Genomic DNA, 18,858 nt, shown 5'->3' on the forward strand with positions numbered 1-18,858 from the left:
CTTACTATGTAATATCTATACATAAAACGGCGATTCGCCGCGTCACGACTTGTCGTCTATTATAGGAGACACCTTTTTAATTAACGCGATTTCCTTTACGATAGCGCTATCTGAATTCTTTATTGTTCAACTATATTTATAATTAATAAGCGAAATCACTTTTATGTCTGATGTTATTGATAATACGACTGCCGTTACCGTCTCTAATGACGCGATGGATACCCGTTCTGTAGCCGAATTTACTGAGCAAGCTTATTTAAATTATGCCATGTACGTCATTATGGATCGGGCGTTGCCAAATATTGCCGATGGTCTAAAACCGGTGCAACGGCGCATTATTTATGCCATGAGTGAGCTGGGGCTTAAGTCTACCGCTAAGCCTAAAAAGTCCGCGCGTACGGTTGGTGACGTGCTCGGTAAATACCATCCACATGGTGACAGCGCTTGTTATGAAGCTATGGTACTCATGGCGCAGCCGTTCAGCTATCGCTATCCGCTCATCTTCGGACAAGGTAACTGGGGCAGCCCGGATGACCCAAAATCTTTTGCCGCCATGCGTTATACCGAAGCTAAAATGTCTGCTTATGCCAATACCTTACTGGCAGAACTCGGTCAAGGCACGGTCGATTGGCAAGATAACTTCGACGGTACAATGCAAGAGCCAACCACCTTGCCCGCACGCTTGCCTAATATTTTACTCAATGGCACGACCGGTATTGCCGTCGGTATGGCAACCGACATTCCACCGCACAATCTAAATGAAGTAGTACGTGCCGCCATTCGTTTGCTCAAAAATCCTGAGCTATCGGTCAAACAATTAACCCAATCGATTCCCGCACCAGATTTGCCTACCAAAGCAGAAATCATTACCAGTAAAAAAGACTTGCAAGCGCTGTATGAAAGCGGTCGCGGCAGCTATAAAATGCGTGCCACTTATCATATCGATGATAAAGAAAAGAACCTCGTCATCATCGACGCGCTACCCTATCAAGTGTCTGGTAATAAAATCCAAGAGCAAATTGCCAGGCTCATGACCGATAAAAAACTGCCGTGGATTGTTGATATTCACGATGAATCGGATCACGAAAACGCTTGCCGTATCGTCTTAGAATTACGCTCAACGCGCGTTGATGTTGAGCGCGTCATGAGTCATTTATTTGCCACCACCGACCTTGAAAGCAATTACCGTGTCAATATGAATATGATCGGGCTAAACGGTAAGCCAAAAGTTAAAAACCTGAAAGACATCTTAGAAGAATGGCTCATTTGCCGTCGTTCCGTGGTCACGCGCCGCCTAGAATATCGCCTTGATAAAATTGATAAACGCTTGCACATCCTTGCTGGATTATTGATTGCTTATTTACATATTGACGAGGTCATTCGTATTATTCGTGAAGAAGACGAGCCAAAGATCGCCTTGATGCAAGGCTATGATTTGTCAGACATTCAAGCCAATGCCATCTTAGATATTCGTCTGCGCCAACTGGCAAAGCTAGAAGAATTTGAATTAAAACGCGAACAAGATGAACTGGCGAATGAGCGCGCCATTATCCAAGAATACCTTGATAATCCAGAAAGTTTGACCGGCTTAATCATTGATGAGCTGACTGAAGACATGAAAGCGCACGGTGACAATCGTATGTCGCCACTGGCGGAACGTGAAGATGCACAAGCGTTGAAAGAATCCGACCTTGTCCCAAGCGAGCCTATCACTGCCGTATTATCTAAAGCAGGTTGGATACGCGCCGCAAAAGGTCACGATGTAGACGCGCAAGGCATGAGCTACCGTTCAGGCGACAGCTACCAAGCCCACGCACGTGGCAAATCGAACGAGAAAATCTACGTATTCGACAGTACGGGTCGCAGCTATAGTATCGAGGCGCACAACTTAGCATCGGCACGTGGGCAAGGAGATCCGCTCACCAGTGTCTTGAAACCGCCCTCAGGCGCACACTTTGAGCAGTTACTTGCTGGCGATAATGACCAGCGTATTATTCTAGCCAGCTCACAAGGTTACGGCTTTATCAATACCTTGGGCAATTTGGACAGCAATCAAAAGGCGGGAAAAAACATTATAACCTTGACTGCCGATAGCCGATTGTTACCCGTCGCGTGTATCGATACGTCCAGAGATAGTAGCAGCCCAGAGAACGACGGCAGTAGCCAAACGCCTGACCATATCGCCGTGGTGACCAACGCAGGCTATTTACTTATCTTTGGCTTGGACGACTTGCCAGAACAAGCGCGCGGTAAGGGTAATAAAATGATTACTCTAAAAGACAATGAAGAAGTGCTTGCCATCACGCCATTAACTCAGCAAGACAGCCTTATCATCACCGCAGGCAAACGTCATGTGACCTTAAAACCGATGGATTTAGCCAACTATACGTCTAAACGCGGTAGTCGCGGCAGTCAGTTGCCAAGAGGCTTTCAGAATGTGACAAGTGTTGAGGTGGTTGGGTAGATTTAGCTTAATTGATTAGTAGAGTGCGTGATGCGCACTTTACTACTTGAAGTAATAACTGATTAAAAAGTAAATTTTATGGAAACAATCTCAGTAATACCTACGCTTATTTCAGTGCTAAGTGTTTGCATAGCTAGTCTTATTTATATGAATTCGAGAGAAGCAGTCAAGAACACTAAGGAAAATCTCAAACAATCACAAGATAAATACCTGTATGAATTGCGACTAAATGCTTTAAAAGCAACCAAAGAAGTAGAAATGACGTGGCAAAAAGCGATTAATGACCTTTATCACGAGAAAGATCGAATAAAAAATATTGGAAATAATATAAATTTAGAAATTAGAGAAATGCTAGATGATCTTGAGTCAGGACTTTTAAAACCAAGTCTTGAACATATTGTCGAAATGAGAAAAAAACTCGAAGAAGGATTTGATGACATAACCGAGGAAGAAGGAAAGTTGATCATAAGAAAAATGGAAATAATGAGTGTTGAATTGAGGCATACTCAAGAACAGTCTATAAAAAAATATCAGTTGCTATATGATAAAATGAAAGATATATAGTCTCATCATTAAATCAACCAAAAGTAGAGTGCGTCTAAAGTATCTTTCATGTTATTCAATTAATCGTTAATACTTTTTGACTTTTAATAATTGGTGCTTCTGACACACCCTAGCATTCATAACATTGACTAATTCAAAACAGTTTCATTTTATGATACCTACGCTACTCTTTTATAGTTAATACGCTTTCAATCATTAGAGATGGTAAGATTCTAATATTTACTATAATAAATAGGACTGTCAAAGCCACTATGAATAATAAAACACCTACCCCAAAAATCATCTTTTTTGACATTGACGACACGTTAAGCCGAAACGGTGAAATTGCACCGCAGAATAAGGCTACTCTTGAAGCACTGGCGAAGACGGATATCAAACTGGTGATTTCAACTGGACGCTCAAAGCCGATATTGCCCCTCGATATTCTAGCATTGCTTGAAGCGGACGTTTTAGATGCCATTATCTGTATGAATGGGCAATATAGTTTTGATAATGAGCGCGTGATTAGCGACTACCCCTTATCGAGTGAGCAAGCCGCCACAATTTCTGAGCTGTGCAGAAGCAGCGATTTGGTCTATAAATTTGACTCCGCAACCCACGTGGTGTGGTCAGATGAGCACGATTGGCAGACCACGTATCATGATCGAATCAAAAGCTGTAGTATGATTGACCCTGATTATTGTCATTTTAATACCGTATATCAATGTTCCGTATTTTTTGATGAACAAGACCAAAAAATGCAAGATGTTGACTTCGTCAAACATAAGTTAAAGCTCGTACATTGGCATGAGATTGTCGGTGATATCCTGCCGATTGATGCCTCAAAAGCACGCGGTATATTAGATGTGTGTGCGCATTTTGGCGTTGAGGCGACCGAGTGTATGGCATTTGGTGACGGGCTGAATGATTTAGAAATGTTTGATTTGGTCGGCTATGCGGTGGCAATGGGTGATGCGAAAGATGAGTTAAAAGCGCGAGCGGATTTTGTCACGGGCACGATTGAAGAACACGGAATCCAAGCGGTGTTGAATCATTTCCATATCGATTAGTAATTGTTAACCACTTACTTTTTACATTAAAAAACCCTTGCCAATATCTAGCAAGGGTTTTTTATTATTTAGCATTTACTCATTGTTATACAATTATCTTGCCGGATAAAACGTCTCTGAACCCGGACCTACTGGCAGACCCAAGACAAATACCCAAATCCAAAATAAGAACACCCAACCGACCAAAAACGCCATTGAATACGGTAGCATCATTGCCATCAACGTGCCAACGCCCGTGTCTTTTTTATAGCGAATCGCCACTGCCATAATCAAACCAAAATAGCTCATCATCGGCGTGATGATATTGGTGGTAGAATCGCCGATACGGTACGCCGCTTGAATCATCTCTGGCGCATAGCCAGTCAGCATGAGCATCGGTACAAAAATAGGCGCAGTAATTGCCCACTGCGCAGATGCTGAACCCAGCATCAGGTTAACGACCGCACAAATCAAGATGAAACCAACCAATAAAAACGGTCCAGTTAAGCCAATATCCGTGAGGAATGTTGCTCCTGATACCGCCATGATTGAACCCAAATTTGACCAGTTAAAAAAGGCGGTAAATTGCGCAGCAAAGAATACCAATACAATATAAATACTGAGCGAGCTCATCGCATGGCTCATCGCATCAACCACATCTTGGTTGTTTTTCATGCTGCCAGTAATCTTGCCGTAAATATAACCGGGTATCGCAAAGAATACAAAGATGAACACCACGATGCCATGTAAAAATGGCGAACCCGATACCAATCCTGTCTCCGCATGACGCAATATGCCGTCAGCCGGTACAATCGTCCATGCCAGCAATAAGCAAAACACCAACATGCTCAGACCTGACCAGATAAGCCCTTTTTTCTCAATGGACGACAAACTCTCGATTTGATTGTCCAGCACCGAAGGGTCATCTGCATCTTTCGGGTTGTATTCACCCAAGCTTGGCTCAACGATTTTTTCGGTAACGAAGTAACCCAAGCCACTAATTAAAAAGGTACTCACTGCCATAAAGTACCAGTTTGCCTCTGCGCCAACGGTGTACGCTGGGTCAATAATACGCGCTGCTTCTTGGGTGATACCAGACAACAATGGATCAACTGTACCCAACAGTAAATTGGCACTATAACCACCAGACACGCCAGCAAAAGCTGCTGCCAATCCTGCCAAAGGATGACGTCCAAGCGAGTGGAAAATCACCGCAGCAAGCGGTATCAATACCACATAACCAAGCTCCGCTGCGGTATTCGACATAATACCGGCAAAGACAATGGTCAAAGTGACCAGCTTTTTGGGGGCGTTCATGACCAAACCGCGCAATGCAGCAGATATCATGCCTGAGCGTTCAGCAATACCCACACCTAAGAGCGCGACCAATACTGTACCTAATGGCACAAAACCGGTAAAGTTGGTGACTAAGTTTTCAACGATGCGCGCTAAGCCTTCGCCGTTTAGTAAATTAACGACATGAATAATGCCGTCTTCGCTGCGTCCGGTTGTCCCTACTGGGCGCGGATCGAGTGCTGATACGCCAAAAAATGACAGTACAGCAGACAGCACTAATAAAAACACCGACATCCAAACGAACAAAATTACCGGATGCGGCAGTAAATTACCAAGCCACTCAACGCCTTTTAAAAAACCCTGCATACGCGAACTTTTAGCTTCTACCTCAAAATCATTATTTGGCGGACTGCCCTCTCCCTCTGGTGGATTACTTCCTTGCATAACTCAACATTCCCTTTAATTTTTACAGTATATTTATTTTCTAATCACGATGAACTTTTGGTAACAAACCCGAATATGGGTAGGCAAAAGTTCTTGGATTTAAACATACTTGAGCAATAAAAACAAACATTCTTGATGGGTTGTAGAAACTATTAGTAATGAATGATTGAAAAGCCAAAATATAGATAAAAAAATAGGCTTATAAAAATATAAGCCTAGTAGGAATATAAAGGAAAACAGTGACCATGTTTACGCCTTAATATATCCTATCAATGTCGTCTTGTAGCCAATCCATAGACCCAACTGCCAAGCTTATAAAAGACAAAAGCAATGAGCATAAATACTAGTGCACCAAGCACATAAGCCAATGCTGTCGGCACACTGGTCAACCAGCCAATAGTAAACGCGACGCCCAAATAGGCTTCTAACGGCCAGCTTAATATTGGCGTATCCATACCCATATTAAGCATCGTGATTAAGCCCGCTATCGCAATAACAGCAGTGGTAATGCCAGCAATTTTACGGTTATCCATCTTCTCTCTCTTAGATAGCTAATTCAAATTTAGTTATGGCATCTATGGCATCGTCAAACCGCCATCAACGGCGATAGATTGTCCCGTAATCGCTGCACTTAAATCAGACGCCATTAATAATACTGAATTGGCAAAATCAGTCACCGATGTGGCTTGGCGTAAGGGTGTGGTGTTAGCGATATAATCGAAGACTTCTTCCGTGGTCAAGCTACTCGCATCCGTCGTTTTTAACAGTCCGCCTGCCAGTAAATTAACCCGAATACCATATTGCCCAAGCTCCACTGCTAAGTTACGTGTCAGTCCAATAAGGGCAGATTTGGCGGTGGTATAGTCATAATAGGTAACCACTGGATTATAAATCAGGTTGGTTGAGATATTGATGATTTTACCCATTTGCTGCGTTTTCATCTGTGGCAATACCGCTTGCACGGTATTGACTGCGCCTTGCACAATACCGTCAATCTGCTGCGAAAAATGCGCCCATTTAACGGTTTCAATACTGGTGTAAGCGGCGCTCGGATTGAACTGATAATTCGGTAAGGCATTATTGACCAAGATATCAATACCTCCAAAACGCTCAACCACTTCCGCTGCCATGCCTTGCATTTGCTCAAGGCGCGTCACATCACCTTGATAAGCAAATGCTTGCCCACCTGCTGCTATGATGTCAGCAACCACTGTTTCAGCGGCATCTTTACTATTAAGATAATTGACGCAAACACTTGCGCCTGCTGCTGCCATTTGTGTGGCAATTTGGGCACCCAAACCGCGACTGGCACCAGTCACAATCGCCACTTTATCTGTCAGTAAAGCAGGGATAGCTAATGCTGTTTTATTCATCTTATTTTATCCTTGTTATCAATAATATAATGCGACTCAACAGCGCACTTTTAAAACCCAGTAAACAAATCAGCGCCAATGATAGCATGATTGTGATGCCACTTTACTCAGAGGAAATACGCTCTAGCACCCGTACTATCCGCTAGCGATTGCTCGCAAACCGTTTACATTTCGACTTACCATGACCGTATAATAGATGACGCTATAACGCTGTTATGTCTGCGTTGTCACCTTTTTACTTTATTGAGGAGAGACATTTTGTCCCATTTATCCCCCGCCAGCGTGTCGACTCAAGCCTTTATTAAAATGCTACCAAAAGCACTATTATGTGCGGCTATTGGCACCATTGGATTGTCACTTGCCAGCTGTAGCAAATCTGAAAATACCGCTACTGATAGCGCACCAACCAATAAACAAACGCTAAATCTGTACAACTGGTCAGAATATATGCCGCAAGAGATTCTTGATAGCTTTACTAAAGAGACTGGGATTGCGGTGAATTACACCACCTTTGACTCTAATGAAGCCATGTATGCCAAGCTAAAACTGCTCGATGACTCTAGTCAATATGACTTAGCTATTCCATCGACTTATTATGTTGAAAAAATGGCAAAGGAAGGCTTGCTGCAAGAGCTGGATAAATCCAAACTGAGCAACTTTAAAAATCTGGATACCTCATTTACCAATACCAAAGTAGATCCTGAGAATAAATATTCTATTCCCTATATGTGGGGCAGTACTGGACTGGCGATCAATGGCGATGTCATTGACCCTGCAACGGTCAACAGTTGGAATGACTTATGGCGACCTGAATATAAAGGTCAAGTAATGCTGATGAATGATATGCGCGAAGTGTTTGGCATGGCGCTGCTGACCCTTGGTTACTCAGGTAATAGCCGCAATCCTGAAGAGATTAAAGCCGCTTATGATAAGCTCACAACGTTGATGCCTAACGTTAAAACCTTTAATTCCGATGCCTCCCGTATGCCCTACATGGAAGGGGAAACGACGATTGGTATGACGTGGAATGGTGAAGCAGTTATCGCCAATAATGAAGGTTTGACCAGCTTGGTCTATAAGTACCCAACCGAGGGCGCGATATTATGGATGGACAACTTTGTCATTCCAAAAAATGCCAAACAAGTGGACGCGGCACATAAATTTATTAATTATCTATTACGTCCAGAGAATTCTAAGATTGTCAGCGAAGAGATTGGTTATGCCTCGCCAAACCTTGCGGCACGTAAGCTTATGCCACTAGAGGTGCAAAATAACCCTACTATTTATCCAAGCAAAGCGATATTGGCAAAAGCAGAGTTTCAAGAAGATGTTGGCGATGATGCGCTACAGATTTATCAGCAGTATTGGGATAAATTAAAAACCAGTCGTTAATATAGCGATGGGTGCATTAAAAAAACGTTGACCTTAAACCGTCAGCGTTTTTTTAATACCTATAAATCTAAATCGGTCTCACCGCCATGCTCTACGATGCGGCGCTGTTCACGGCGCTGGTAACGAACACCAGAGGCGGAAAACCAGCGCGGCTTGGTCATTTGTAATAAATCACTCAGTTGCTGTAATTGTGCTTGTAGAGTTTTTGTTAGCCAAAAATAACCCTGCCATTCAAACGCTAAATGTTGCACGCTTGGATAATCTGAGACGGCAATACGGGTAATCGGGCGAAACACCTCATCGCTAGGACTGCGCAGCACGGCTGCCATATGCTGCATCGCTTGGGTCAGCTCATGCTGGTAATGAATGAGTAAAATACGATTATCCGCATCAATCTCGATAGTCGCCAAGCGCGGTGCTGCGGTTAATAATAAATCAATGGTGCCAATAATATTGCGATGCGCACGCTGAATGGTCTCGATGGTGTCTTTATCTAGCCCTGTCTCGCTTGCTGTCGCGGCAATATGTGGACGCACCGCAAGCAGACGCTTATTAATGTCCTGTAGCGCTTTTGATAAAGCTTTATCCACTGGTACATCAGGAACAGCATGACTGGTAGGATAAATGACACTCGATACCGTGTCCACTTCGACATACTGAAAAGGCTTGTCTATTAGAGTTTCTGCATCGATATGATGACCAACACCTGCATAGAGATTACTACAGGCATCAAGATTACTTGCCAATAAAAATCGCCACATCAAGGTTGATTTGAGCGGTAAAATCAACGTCGCTGCAACAGCAATACCAGCCCCAAGCAAAATATTAAACGCCCGATACAGCCCATCTTGAGCAATATTATCGTGATTTGGGCTGGACACTATCATTAGCATAGTGATACCGGTTAATAGCCCAATATAGCCCAGCTGCTTGACCGCCACATAACCAATAAAACCGCTAATCACACCAATCAACACATAATATAACCACAACCAGGTATCGATATCTTGGCTTAACCATAAAAATGCTAAGCCAACCGCCACACCAAACACTGTACCCAATATCCGCTCTTTCGCCTTGGTATAAATAGCCCCTTGATATTGCAATAAACCTAATATCACAAAAACGGTAATGGTCGTCCATTCCCCATGTGGCAAATGCGTGATTCTATTCAGCAACAATGCCGTCAATACTGCCACCCCTAAACGTATGGCGTGCAAAACATCCGCATGCTGATAGCGTGCATAAGGCTCAATAATTGGAGCGGTCAATCGTCGCCAAAGCGTTCGTTTCACGTAGAGATACTCTTATTAAATAAACCGTTTCATAGGTTTGATAACCAACATTCAATAACTTATATTTAATAATTAACGTTCAATAAATAATACTCAATAGTGATGAGCTATTCACGAAGAACAACACATAAAATATAGCATTTTGTGACGGCTAAAACCCAATGGTTATAAAAAATAACAGCTATTAAAAATAAAAGCATCATCATCAACAATAAAAAATCCGCCAAATTTTTCATTTGACGGATTTTTATGAATAGTGACGTGTATTAACCATTCACATCATTTATTCTTTAGTTAGATTTTTCCTGTATTAACTCTTTCATACTGTCATTACTGCCTTTATCGGCACTCGCATTTCCTTTATTACTGCCAGAACTGGGTGGTTTAGGCGTGGCGACAGTAGGCAGTTTTTTCGAGTCTTTATTGTCAGAGCCGCTCGACTTTTTACTCTCTTGCTCAGATTTACGCGATTTATCATCATTTTTAGCATTCGAAGTATTATCTGCGTCAGAGGACACGATACGCTCTTCATTAACATTAATCGTATCTGAGGTATCTGCGGACTTTTGAATGCTATCAAAATTTTTGTTCTTAGATTGATTGCCACTATCAGCGCTGTCAACGTTCTCATTCTTTTTGGGCGCTTGCGGTTTTTGACGCACAGGTACTTCACGCTGCGTTGGTTTTAATTTAACCGCACGTGAACGTTTGGTACCTAAATCTTTAATCGGTTCAGGACGTTCATAATTGTCAATAATTCCGACATAACGATTAATTTCTTCAGGTATTACCCGCACATCAGCAGGCAGACCAAAATCGATCAGCTTGGCTGCGCCAACCGCCTCTTGTGGACTGCCCATAATGCCGTAAGTCAGCATATAACGCAGCTGCTTGTCCTCATCACGATAGCGGAAATAGGAGAATTTCTCCCGATCTTCGCGACCTTCTAGATAGCTGACGATGACATCATTTTCGCCAACATTCATTACTTGTACGGTCCATTTGCCTTTATTGGCAAGCAGATAGCGCTTATCTTTGAATTCGTCAGGATAGTTACGTAAATCGCGCACGGTCTCTTCAAAATTAATCGGCTGTACATCCGTATCCAGCTCGTGTAGCGCAGCGATTGACATTGGTTGTTCAAGCTCGGTAATCAAAGCTTGCGGCGCTGAGATGGGTGCGTTCTCTATTCTAGCACCGACTGCTGGGGTCTGACTGAACATCCAAACCAGTGCAGTAGCGACCCCGAGCAGCAAGGTCATCAACAGCCAAATGATTGCTTGGCGGCGATATGACTTGCTCGCGGGACGAGTCGTCGTGCTCGGTGCTGCCATGAGTGTATCCTTGGTAAAATATAATTAAACGTGCCGATAAAATGGTTCAAACGAAATGTACGGTTAATACAACTCGTACGTTTATTGCCACTTTATCAGGCGTGTTGTGACAAAACCTCAATCAGCATTTGCTCATCAAAGTCAGCCGTTAATACAGCGTCACCCAGTGATTTTAACAAAATAAGACGGATTTGTCCCTGTTTCACTTTTTTATCATGACCCATTAAGTCTAAAGCGTTATCGACAGCGATAGGTGGCGGCGTGGTCGGTAGGTTTGCCAATGCTAAAACGCGCTTGGTTCGTGCCACATCATCTAGACTTAACCAACCAAGCTTTTGTGACAGCTCAGCCGCTTGTATCATGCCCGCAGCAACCGCTTCGCCATGTAGCCAATTGCCATAGCCTTCATGGGTTTCAATCACATGACCAAACGTATGACCAAAATTCAGTATGGCGCGAATACCAGATTCCCGCTCATCTTGAGCGACGATATCAGCTTTGTACTGACAGCAGCGTTTTACGGCTTCGCCCAGTACCGCCAAATCAAGCGCCATCATTGCGAGGAGATTTTGCTCAAGCCACGTTAAAAAATCCACATCCATAATCAAGGCGTATTTAATCACCTCAGCAAGACCTGCAGATAATTCGCGCGCGGGTAAGGTTTGCAAAGTGCTCATATCCGCCAACACCATTTGCGGCTGCCAAAACGCACCAATCATATTTTTGCCTTGCGGATGATTGATACCTGTTTTGCCGCCCACACTCGAGTCTACTTGCGACAATAGCGTGGTTGGTATTTGAATAAAATTTACCCCACGCATAAAGCTAGCCGCGGCAAAACCTGTCATATCACCCACCACACCACCGCCGAGCGCGATTAAGGTCACATCACGGTTAAAGTGCTGCGTCATTAAGACGTCATAAATTTGATTAATACTGGCTTGATTTTTATACTGCTCGCCATCTTTTAGCACACAAACGGCAACTGTAAATTGCGCGGCAAGCTGTTCTTGTAACGATTGTAAATATAAAGGCGCAACCGTCTCATTGGTGACAATCAGTACTTGCTGACCACTGATATAAGGAGCAACTTCAGCCGCCATATTACATGTTTCAGTAATGATAATTGGATAATCATGGCTTTGCGTGTGTACAGTTAAGCCATCATGAAACTGTGGCGTTGTCATTAGTGGCGTTGTCATAAAATACTCCTGAAGACATGTTAACTCAATGCCTTGAATAAGTTGATTACAATTCGTCTTCAGACAATTTTAGGTCTGGTATAACCGTAGGGGATGTAGAAAAAGACGCCAGCTGCTGCAATAATTGATGCACCATATGCCGCGGATAAGTATGACCCGTCGGCATAATAATATGCGCAACTTGACGATAGAGCGGGTCTCGAACCCGATATAGGTCGTGTAGAATTTTTCTCGGATTGGGCTGTTGTAATAGTGGACGCGACTTGTCTTTAGCAGTTCGTGACATCTGCACGTCAACAGGCGCATTCAAATAAATGACAATACCACGCTGATGCAAAAATTCCCGATTTTCAGCACTCATCACCGCGCCACCACCTGTCGCTAGCACAATTTGCTTATGCTGAGTCAGCTCATCAATGGCACGCGTCTCACGCTCACGAAAACCTGCTTCGCCTTCTTTCGCAAATATCCACGGGATATCCGCACCCGTCTGCAACTCCACATACCAATCACTGTCGACAAACTCGCGTCCTAAATACTTAGCAAGCAAGCGTCCAATAGTGGTCTTCCCTGCACCCATTGGTCCGACTAAGAATACCGATGGCAATTCCTCCAACATAACACTCACTCAAATAAATTCCACTATGATACAACGTCATCGATATTCTGGCTAGTAATGTGCGCTGATTATTAACAGTAAAATCAGTTACTAACCACATTAATGATTATTAAAAGCTAGCCCATAAAAAAGCAAGCCTTGAAGCTTGCTTTTTTATCACGAAACTATTACCAATAATGCTTAATTTAAACGACTGATGCCATCATTGATTAACTTTGGTGTCACAAAAATTAATAACTCTTGTTTATCGTTATTACGCATAGTACGGCGGAACGCTTGCCCAATATAAGGTAAGTCACCTAGGAATGGGACTTTCTCTACACCATTACTGGTACGGTTTCTAAAGATACCGCCAAGTACGATAGTTTGACCATCTTCGACAATCACATTAGTGGTAATAGCATCTTCTGCAATAGCCACCTGACCGTTAATAATGGTTGGCGTACCGTTGGTAATATTTAGCTTTAATCCAATTTTACCATCTGGTGTGATATTTGGTGTGGCTTCCAGACTCAATGCCGCTTCTTTAAAGCTGATAGCCGTTGCGCCACTGGCAGACGCTTCTTGATAAGGAATCTGCGTACCTGAAGACACTTTTGCCGTTTGTTTGTCGGTGGTCAAAATCTTCGGCGTGGAGATAACCTCACCGCGATTGTCCGCTTGTAGTGCTGACAATTCAAGATCCAGCATGACATCTGACATACTCAGCAAGCCAAAAGCAATACGTCCTGCTGGGTTGGCAACGCCTAAATCAACGTTTAAGTTATCAGGACGACTGATCTCATATTTTGGATAAGAGACGGTCTGACCATTGATCGTGGTAGTTTGGATATCAAAATCTTTTAAATCCCATAACGTCTGATTACTACCGCCAACCAGCAAGTTACGGTTATTGGCAGCACCATTAGACAAGATACCCCAACGTACGCCAATCTCTTTACTAAAGGTATCAGAGGCACTCACAATACGCGCCTCAATCATCACTTGGCGCACAGGAATATCGATTTTACTAATGAGATTATGAATATTTTCGATACTACGTGGCACATCTTTGATGATCAAGGTATTGGTACGATCATCAACCGTTACCGTACCGCGATTCGACAGCAAGGTATTATTTTCATCGGCACGGTTGGTGGTTGTGCCACTATTATTATTTGATGCGCCACTACCTTGAGAAATCAGTGTCAATACGTCTGCAGCTTTAGCATAGCTTAAGCGAATATATTCCGTACGTAACGGCTCATACGCCTCAACTGCTAACTGCGCCTCAAGCTCTTGCGCTTCTTGAGTCGCCAGCTCCGCAGAAGGCGCAACTAAAATGACATTACCATTTTCGCGCTTACCCAAACTCTTACTTTTTAGAATAATATCTAATGCTTGATCCCAAGGCACATTGACCAGACGCAAGGTAATATTGCCAGCAACCGAATCACTCGCCACGATATTCATGTCGGTAAACTGCGCTAAGATATCAAGAACGCTACGAATCTCAACATCTTGAAATTCCATTGATAACGCTTCACCTTTATACACTTTCTCTTCAATCGTTGGCTCACGTAGCAATTCAGGTTTGCTGATGCCAATATTTAGCTGATTGCCAGACTGAAAGGCTTGATACTCATAATCAGCGTTCATATTGATAGTAATGACGCCATTTTGTCCCTGATTTCTAGTATCAATACTGCCGACCAAACCACTATTCACATTTAATCGGCGTAATAGATTTTTAGGGACGGTACTACCCGTTAGACGCACGACCAGCTTATTACCTTGACGCTGTATGTCTACTGGAATGGCTTCATTAGCAAGCGCAATATTGACGTTACCACCACCATTACTACCTGCTGCAAAGTTCAGCGCCGATAGACCATCATAGCTATATTGCTGACTGACTTGTGAGGAAGCCAGTCTTGGGTCTAATAAAGGATTGACGCGTACAACCATAGTATCCGCTGGCGCTTGATTTTTAATGGTCGTCGAGCCAGTAACAATAGGGGCAACTGCGACACTACTGGTCTCGATAATCGGCGTGACGACTGCCGTCGTGGTCAAACTGTCATTACTAGTGACGACGACATTAGGCACAGTCACACTATTAGGCACAGTCACACTATTAGGCGTGGTAACAATAGGCGTAACGACTGGTACGGCGACAGTGGTTGCTGAACGGACGACTCTTTTGTTAACAACGGGACGATTGGGCTCAGTAAGCGTCAATAATAAATCATTGCCACTGATTGCCGTAGAATAACTACCCTCTTGTTTTAGCCCCACTATCAGGCGGGTGGTGCTGTCGTTACTCAAAGTGGTGACATCATTAACCATACCGATATTATAGTCAGTAAAGCGACTGGCAAGACCATTTTGTACTTTTTCAAAATCTAATACTAAACGGTTTGGATCGGCAAGCTGGTAAGCAGTCGGTACTACTGGCGCACCTGAAAATCCTAAACGTAATTGGGTCACAGCAGGCGCTGTTTGTACCACAGAAACGTTATTAATACGCTGATCGGCAGCATAGGCGCTACTGCTAATCGCAACCATACTGGCTACCAATACAGGCATAGCAAAGCTAGAGGCAGATAGGGCGAAGGTGGCGGATACGCAGTTACTCATTATCGTTCTCTTATTATGGTTGTTGCGTATTACCTTATTGTTGCGTACTGTCATTACTTATTCCTCAAAAAATCTGCCAACTTAACTAATAGGAGAAACCAGCGACTGGGGTCTTTCAACGAACCCTGCGCGGCTGTCTGGCACAATTTCAATCAAATTAATCTGAGTTGGCGTGATTTCAACAATACGCCCATAATTTAAACCAAGATAATCACCCACCTTGACGCTTGCGACCGAACTATCAGGGCGCTGTACTAACGCATACTGCTGACCCTCAGGCGAGATGACCATACCGCGAAACGTCAGCTGCGCGAGTTCATACTGCTCAAGCGGCTGTTTTGGACGCGTAATATCAGGTTGAACCCCATCAAGAGACGCCTCAGGCGCTTGCACATTAACCAAACTGGGTGGCAAAAATGGACTGCGAAGCATATTGGCACTATAGACAAAATCTTCTATCAACTCCGCTTTTGGCGGGGGTGTAATAGGCTGTGCAGGCTCATTCCGAATCGCATTCATCGCTTGTTCAGCCACACCAATGCGATCAGTACAGCCTGTCAACCCTAAAGCGACGACACTCACAGTCAAAAGTACTGGCAATTGCTTGAACGGAAAGTGAAAAATACCCATTAGTTGCCTCCCGCTGTAGCATCGGCTGCTGGAGAAGCGGCATCATCTACTGTTTTATCTTCAGTCGAAGGCTCTTTTGAGCGATAGGTTTTGGTTTGTAACACCAAATTTAGCTCCGGTATAGCATCTAAAGAAGGCTGCGGATTCACCACTTCAAAGTCATGCATGGTAAAAATACGCGGTAGCGCAGCAAGCCCACTAATAAAGCTACCAAACTCATGATAGTCGCCCAAAGCTGCAATACGAATCGGCTGCTCAATGAAAAACTCATTCTCAATTTCAGGCTCAACTGAGATATCCTGAAAACGAATGTTACTACCGACACCTGTCATATTGATACCTTCCAGCAACTCTGATACTCGCGTATCTTTTGGTAACTGATCTAGTAAGGTAGTAAACTCCGCTTCCATTTGCATCACTTGTGTTTTATAAGCGTTTAAGTGACGAGCACGGGATTCTTTTTCACGGTAACTGGTCAGAAGCGTTTGCTGTTCACTTTCAGCCGCAGTGATTTCGTCTATTTTACTGCTGATGGGTAGTGCCCAAGCCAATGCAGCGATCAATGCCACGATAAATCCTAGTACCGTTATCTTAACCGGTAGCGGCCAGCTGCCATAGTTTTCACTGTCTAGTGACTCAAAACTGCGACGAAACTCATTAAAATCAAAAGATTTCTTAGTACGCACCGCTGTTTTTTTCTTTTTCAGTAAGATTTTTTTGCGGACAAGTTTCACGATCCACCTCCAGACACCGGTGCAGCAACAGCGTCATCAACGGCTTCCTTATCGCTCTCTACTTGCACTTGGGTAGTAATCTCAAATTGCACATAACTGTCTTCAGGATAAACGGGGCGTGGCTGCTCGCCAGTAGTCACTGTTTGAGTAATCTCAGGCGCAGGCTGATAAGCCGTAATATTTTGTTGAATATTACGCACGGCTGAATTACCCATCCACTTACTACTGTCTAAGTTACGAATTAAGCTCGACACGACATTGGGATTATCCGCACGACCCGTTAAGGTAATTAAATCACCTTCCCGCTTCAGACCATTTAAATACAGCGCAGGTGGTATGGCTTTCGCAATATCATCCCACAAGCGAACAGGAACCGGACGACGTCCTTGCAAATCTTGAATCACTTGCATGCGCGCAATGATATCTTCACGGCGCTGCTCCAAGCTATCAATTTCTTTCAAGGCAGTATCTAAGCGACTATTTTCTTGTTCAATAAGGGCATTAGCATCACGCTGCTCAGCCAACTCATTATTAAAATAGCTCCACGTCGCAAATGCCGCTAATAGCGCCAGTAAGGTAACTGCAACTACTAAAGTCATAAACTCTTTATTACGACGTGCGCGTTCTTCTTGTCGCCAAGGTAATAGGTTAATACGAGCCATTAATCAAAGCTCCTTAATGCCAGACCACACGCAGCCATTAAGCTTGGGGCATCAATTGCCAGCTGCTCACTGTCTATATAAGGATCAATTGTCATATTAATAAAAGGGTTGGCGACAGTGACCGGTACACCCAACTTTTGTTGCACCATACCTGCAAGACCAGGAATAGAGCTACTACCACCAGCTAACACCACATGGTCAATATTATTATATTGACTGGAAGAAAAGTAAAATTGTAAAGAGCGTGTAATCTGTTGGATAGCACCTTCCATAAAAGGCGTCAGTATTTCTGGATAATAATCATCGGGTAGCGTACGCTCACGCTTATTAACAGTCGCCTCTTCAAAGGATAAGCCATAACGATTTTGAATCGCCTCAGTCAACTGTGCACCACCAAAAAGTTGTTCACGGCTATAAACAAACTCACCATTTTTGGCAACATATAAAGTGGTTTGATTATGACCAATATCGACCAAAGCCACTAATTCTGGCATATCACTAAGAGAGTCAACCATCAGCCCATAGGCGCGCTCAATAGCGTGTGACTCAATATCCATGATTTTAGTTTTTAGCCCACCAAAGGTCAGCGCATCAACACGCTGTTCGACGTTTTCTGAACGCGAAGCGGCTAGCAACACTTGTACTAGATTGTCACCTATCAGCGACGGACCCAATACCTCAAAGTCAAGATTGACCTCTTCTAATGGGTAAGGAATGTACTGATCCGCATCTAAACGAATTTGAGCCTCACGCTCGACATCACTAAGTGCCATATCCATATCAATGATTTTAGTAATCACTGACGAGCCTGAAACTGCAGTAGCCGCATCGCTACCACTTACCTGACAACGTCTGGCTAACAATGATAGCGCATCACCAACTGCCTCAGTATCTATAATCAGCTTATCCACCACAGCACCTGGCAGTAATCTTTCGATACCATAAGATTTCAGGTGGAATATTCCTTGCTGTCGTTGTATGTCAACGATCTTTACTGAGGTGGCGCAGACATCTACCCCAACTAAATGTCGACCTCTGGGAGAAAATAGTCTCACAACCTCTATCCTTTATATTAATTATAATTATACAATGTAGTAGCTATTTGTAAGAAATGACTACAATACGTTACTTAGTAGCGAGATTCAAGTACTTAAAGATACTATGTAGAGAAATTACACTTTTAGTATGACCTGCTCTTTTTG

Annotated in this window: 16 protein-coding genes; 4 read left to right on the forward strand and 12 right to left on the reverse strand. The window is 43.5% G+C overall.

Translation table 11 applies throughout. The features are described from left to right. Window positions 1–163 precede the first annotated feature (163 nt). The 3 genes from parC to AOC03_RS04880 all read left to right on the forward strand — a co-directional run bounded on the left by parC (window position 164) and on the right by AOC03_RS04880 (window position 4,077). Window positions 164–2,464 carry a DNA topoisomerase IV subunit A gene (parC, locus tag AOC03_RS04870; RefSeq protein ID WP_062533854.1) on the forward strand — a complete coding sequence of 767 codons (2,301 nt, stop codon included), beginning with the start codon at window positions 164–166 and terminating at the stop codon, window positions 2,462–2,464. A gap of 78 nt (window positions 2,465–2,542) precedes the next feature. Then, window positions 2,543–3,028, forward strand: a complete 486-nt coding sequence (locus AOC03_RS04875; RefSeq protein ID WP_062533855.1) for a hypothetical protein — start codon at window positions 2,543–2,545, stop codon at window positions 3,026–3,028. Between the two features lie 251 nt (window positions 3,029–3,279). Beyond that, window positions 3,280–4,077: an HAD family hydrolase gene (locus AOC03_RS04880; RefSeq protein WP_062533856.1), complete on the forward strand. Its 798-nt coding sequence runs from the start codon at window positions 3,280–3,282 to the stop codon at window positions 4,075–4,077. Between the two features lie 93 nt (window positions 4,078–4,170). On the opposite strand, the gene AOC03_RS04885 is transcribed toward AOC03_RS04880, so the two are convergent. The 3 genes from AOC03_RS04885 to AOC03_RS04895 all read right to left on the reverse strand — a co-directional run bounded on the left by AOC03_RS04885 (window position 4,171) and on the right by AOC03_RS04895 (window position 7,169). Beyond that, window positions 4,171–5,796, reverse strand: coding sequence for an AbgT family transporter (locus AOC03_RS04885; RefSeq protein ID WP_084785772.1), 1,626 nt, complete (start codon window positions 5,794–5,796; stop codon window positions 4,171–4,173). Window positions 5,797–6,065: 269 nt separating this feature from the next. Further along, entirely contained in the window at window positions 6,066–6,329 is a 264-nt protein-coding gene (locus tag AOC03_RS04890) for a hypothetical protein (protein ID WP_062533857.1), read from the reverse strand. Window positions 6,330–6,371: 42 nt separating this feature from the next. After that, entirely contained in the window at window positions 6,372–7,169 is a 798-nt protein-coding gene (locus AOC03_RS04895; RefSeq protein WP_062533858.1) for a 3-oxoacyl-ACP reductase, read from the reverse strand. Between the two features lie 258 nt (window positions 7,170–7,427). Here AOC03_RS04895 and AOC03_RS04900 point away from each other — a divergent pair, with 258 nt between their 5' ends. Beyond that, a complete protein-coding gene (locus tag AOC03_RS04900; RefSeq protein WP_062533859.1) occupies window positions 7,428–8,561 on the forward strand; it encodes an extracellular solute-binding protein in 1,134 nt (377 codons plus the stop codon). 59 nt (window positions 8,562–8,620) lie between these two features. On the opposite strand, the gene AOC03_RS04905 is transcribed toward AOC03_RS04900, so the two are convergent. The 9 genes from AOC03_RS04905 to AOC03_RS04945 form a co-directional block, all read right to left on the reverse strand. Beyond that, window positions 8,621–9,856, reverse strand: coding sequence for an FUSC family protein (locus AOC03_RS04905; RefSeq protein ID WP_062533860.1), 1,236 nt, complete (start codon window positions 9,854–9,856; stop codon window positions 8,621–8,623). A 290-nt stretch (window positions 9,857–10,146) separates the two neighbouring features. Next, a complete protein-coding gene (locus AOC03_RS04910; RefSeq protein WP_062533861.1) occupies window positions 10,147–11,190 on the reverse strand; it encodes a hypothetical protein in 1,044 nt (347 codons plus the stop codon). Between the two features lie 95 nt (window positions 11,191–11,285). Beyond that, entirely contained in the window at window positions 11,286–12,377 is a 1,092-nt protein-coding gene (aroB, locus tag AOC03_RS04915; RefSeq protein WP_062536498.1) for a 3-dehydroquinate synthase, read from the reverse strand. A gap of 61 nt (window positions 12,378–12,438) precedes the next feature. Continuing rightward, entirely contained in the window at window positions 12,439–13,011 is a 573-nt protein-coding gene (gene aroK / locus AOC03_RS04920) for a shikimate kinase AroK (protein WP_062533862.1), read from the reverse strand. 180 nt (window positions 13,012–13,191) lie between these two features. Continuing rightward, a complete protein-coding gene (gene pilQ / locus AOC03_RS04925; protein ID WP_062533863.1) occupies window positions 13,192–15,684 on the reverse strand; it encodes a type IV pilus secretin PilQ in 2,493 nt (830 codons plus the stop codon). A 27-nt stretch (window positions 15,685–15,711) separates the two neighbouring features. After that, window positions 15,712–16,260: a pilus assembly protein PilP gene (locus tag AOC03_RS04930; RefSeq protein ID WP_062533864.1), complete on the reverse strand. Its 549-nt coding sequence runs from the start codon at window positions 16,258–16,260 to the stop codon at window positions 15,712–15,714. Next, a complete protein-coding gene (locus AOC03_RS04935; RefSeq protein WP_062533865.1) occupies window positions 16,260–16,994 on the reverse strand; it encodes a type 4a pilus biogenesis protein PilO in 735 nt (244 codons plus the stop codon). Before AOC03_RS04935 ends, AOC03_RS04930 begins: the two co-directional genes overlap by 1 nt. Beyond that, window positions 16,991–17,656 carry a PilN domain-containing protein gene (locus AOC03_RS04940; protein WP_062533867.1) on the reverse strand — a complete coding sequence of 222 codons (666 nt, stop codon included), beginning with the start codon at window positions 17,654–17,656 and terminating at the stop codon, window positions 16,991–16,993. Before AOC03_RS04940 ends, AOC03_RS04935 begins: the two co-directional genes overlap by 4 nt. After that, window positions 17,656–18,711, reverse strand: a complete 1,056-nt coding sequence (locus AOC03_RS04945; RefSeq protein ID WP_062533869.1) for a pilus assembly protein PilM — start codon at window positions 18,709–18,711, stop codon at window positions 17,656–17,658. The genes AOC03_RS04940 and AOC03_RS04945 overlap by 1 nt, the downstream gene beginning before the upstream one ends. Window positions 18,712–18,858: the final 147 nt, after the last annotated feature.

Origin of the sequence: Psychrobacter urativorans (assembly GCF_001298525.1) — a bacterium.
GTDB lineage: Bacteria > Pseudomonadota > Gammaproteobacteria > Pseudomonadales > Moraxellaceae > Psychrobacter > Psychrobacter urativorans_A.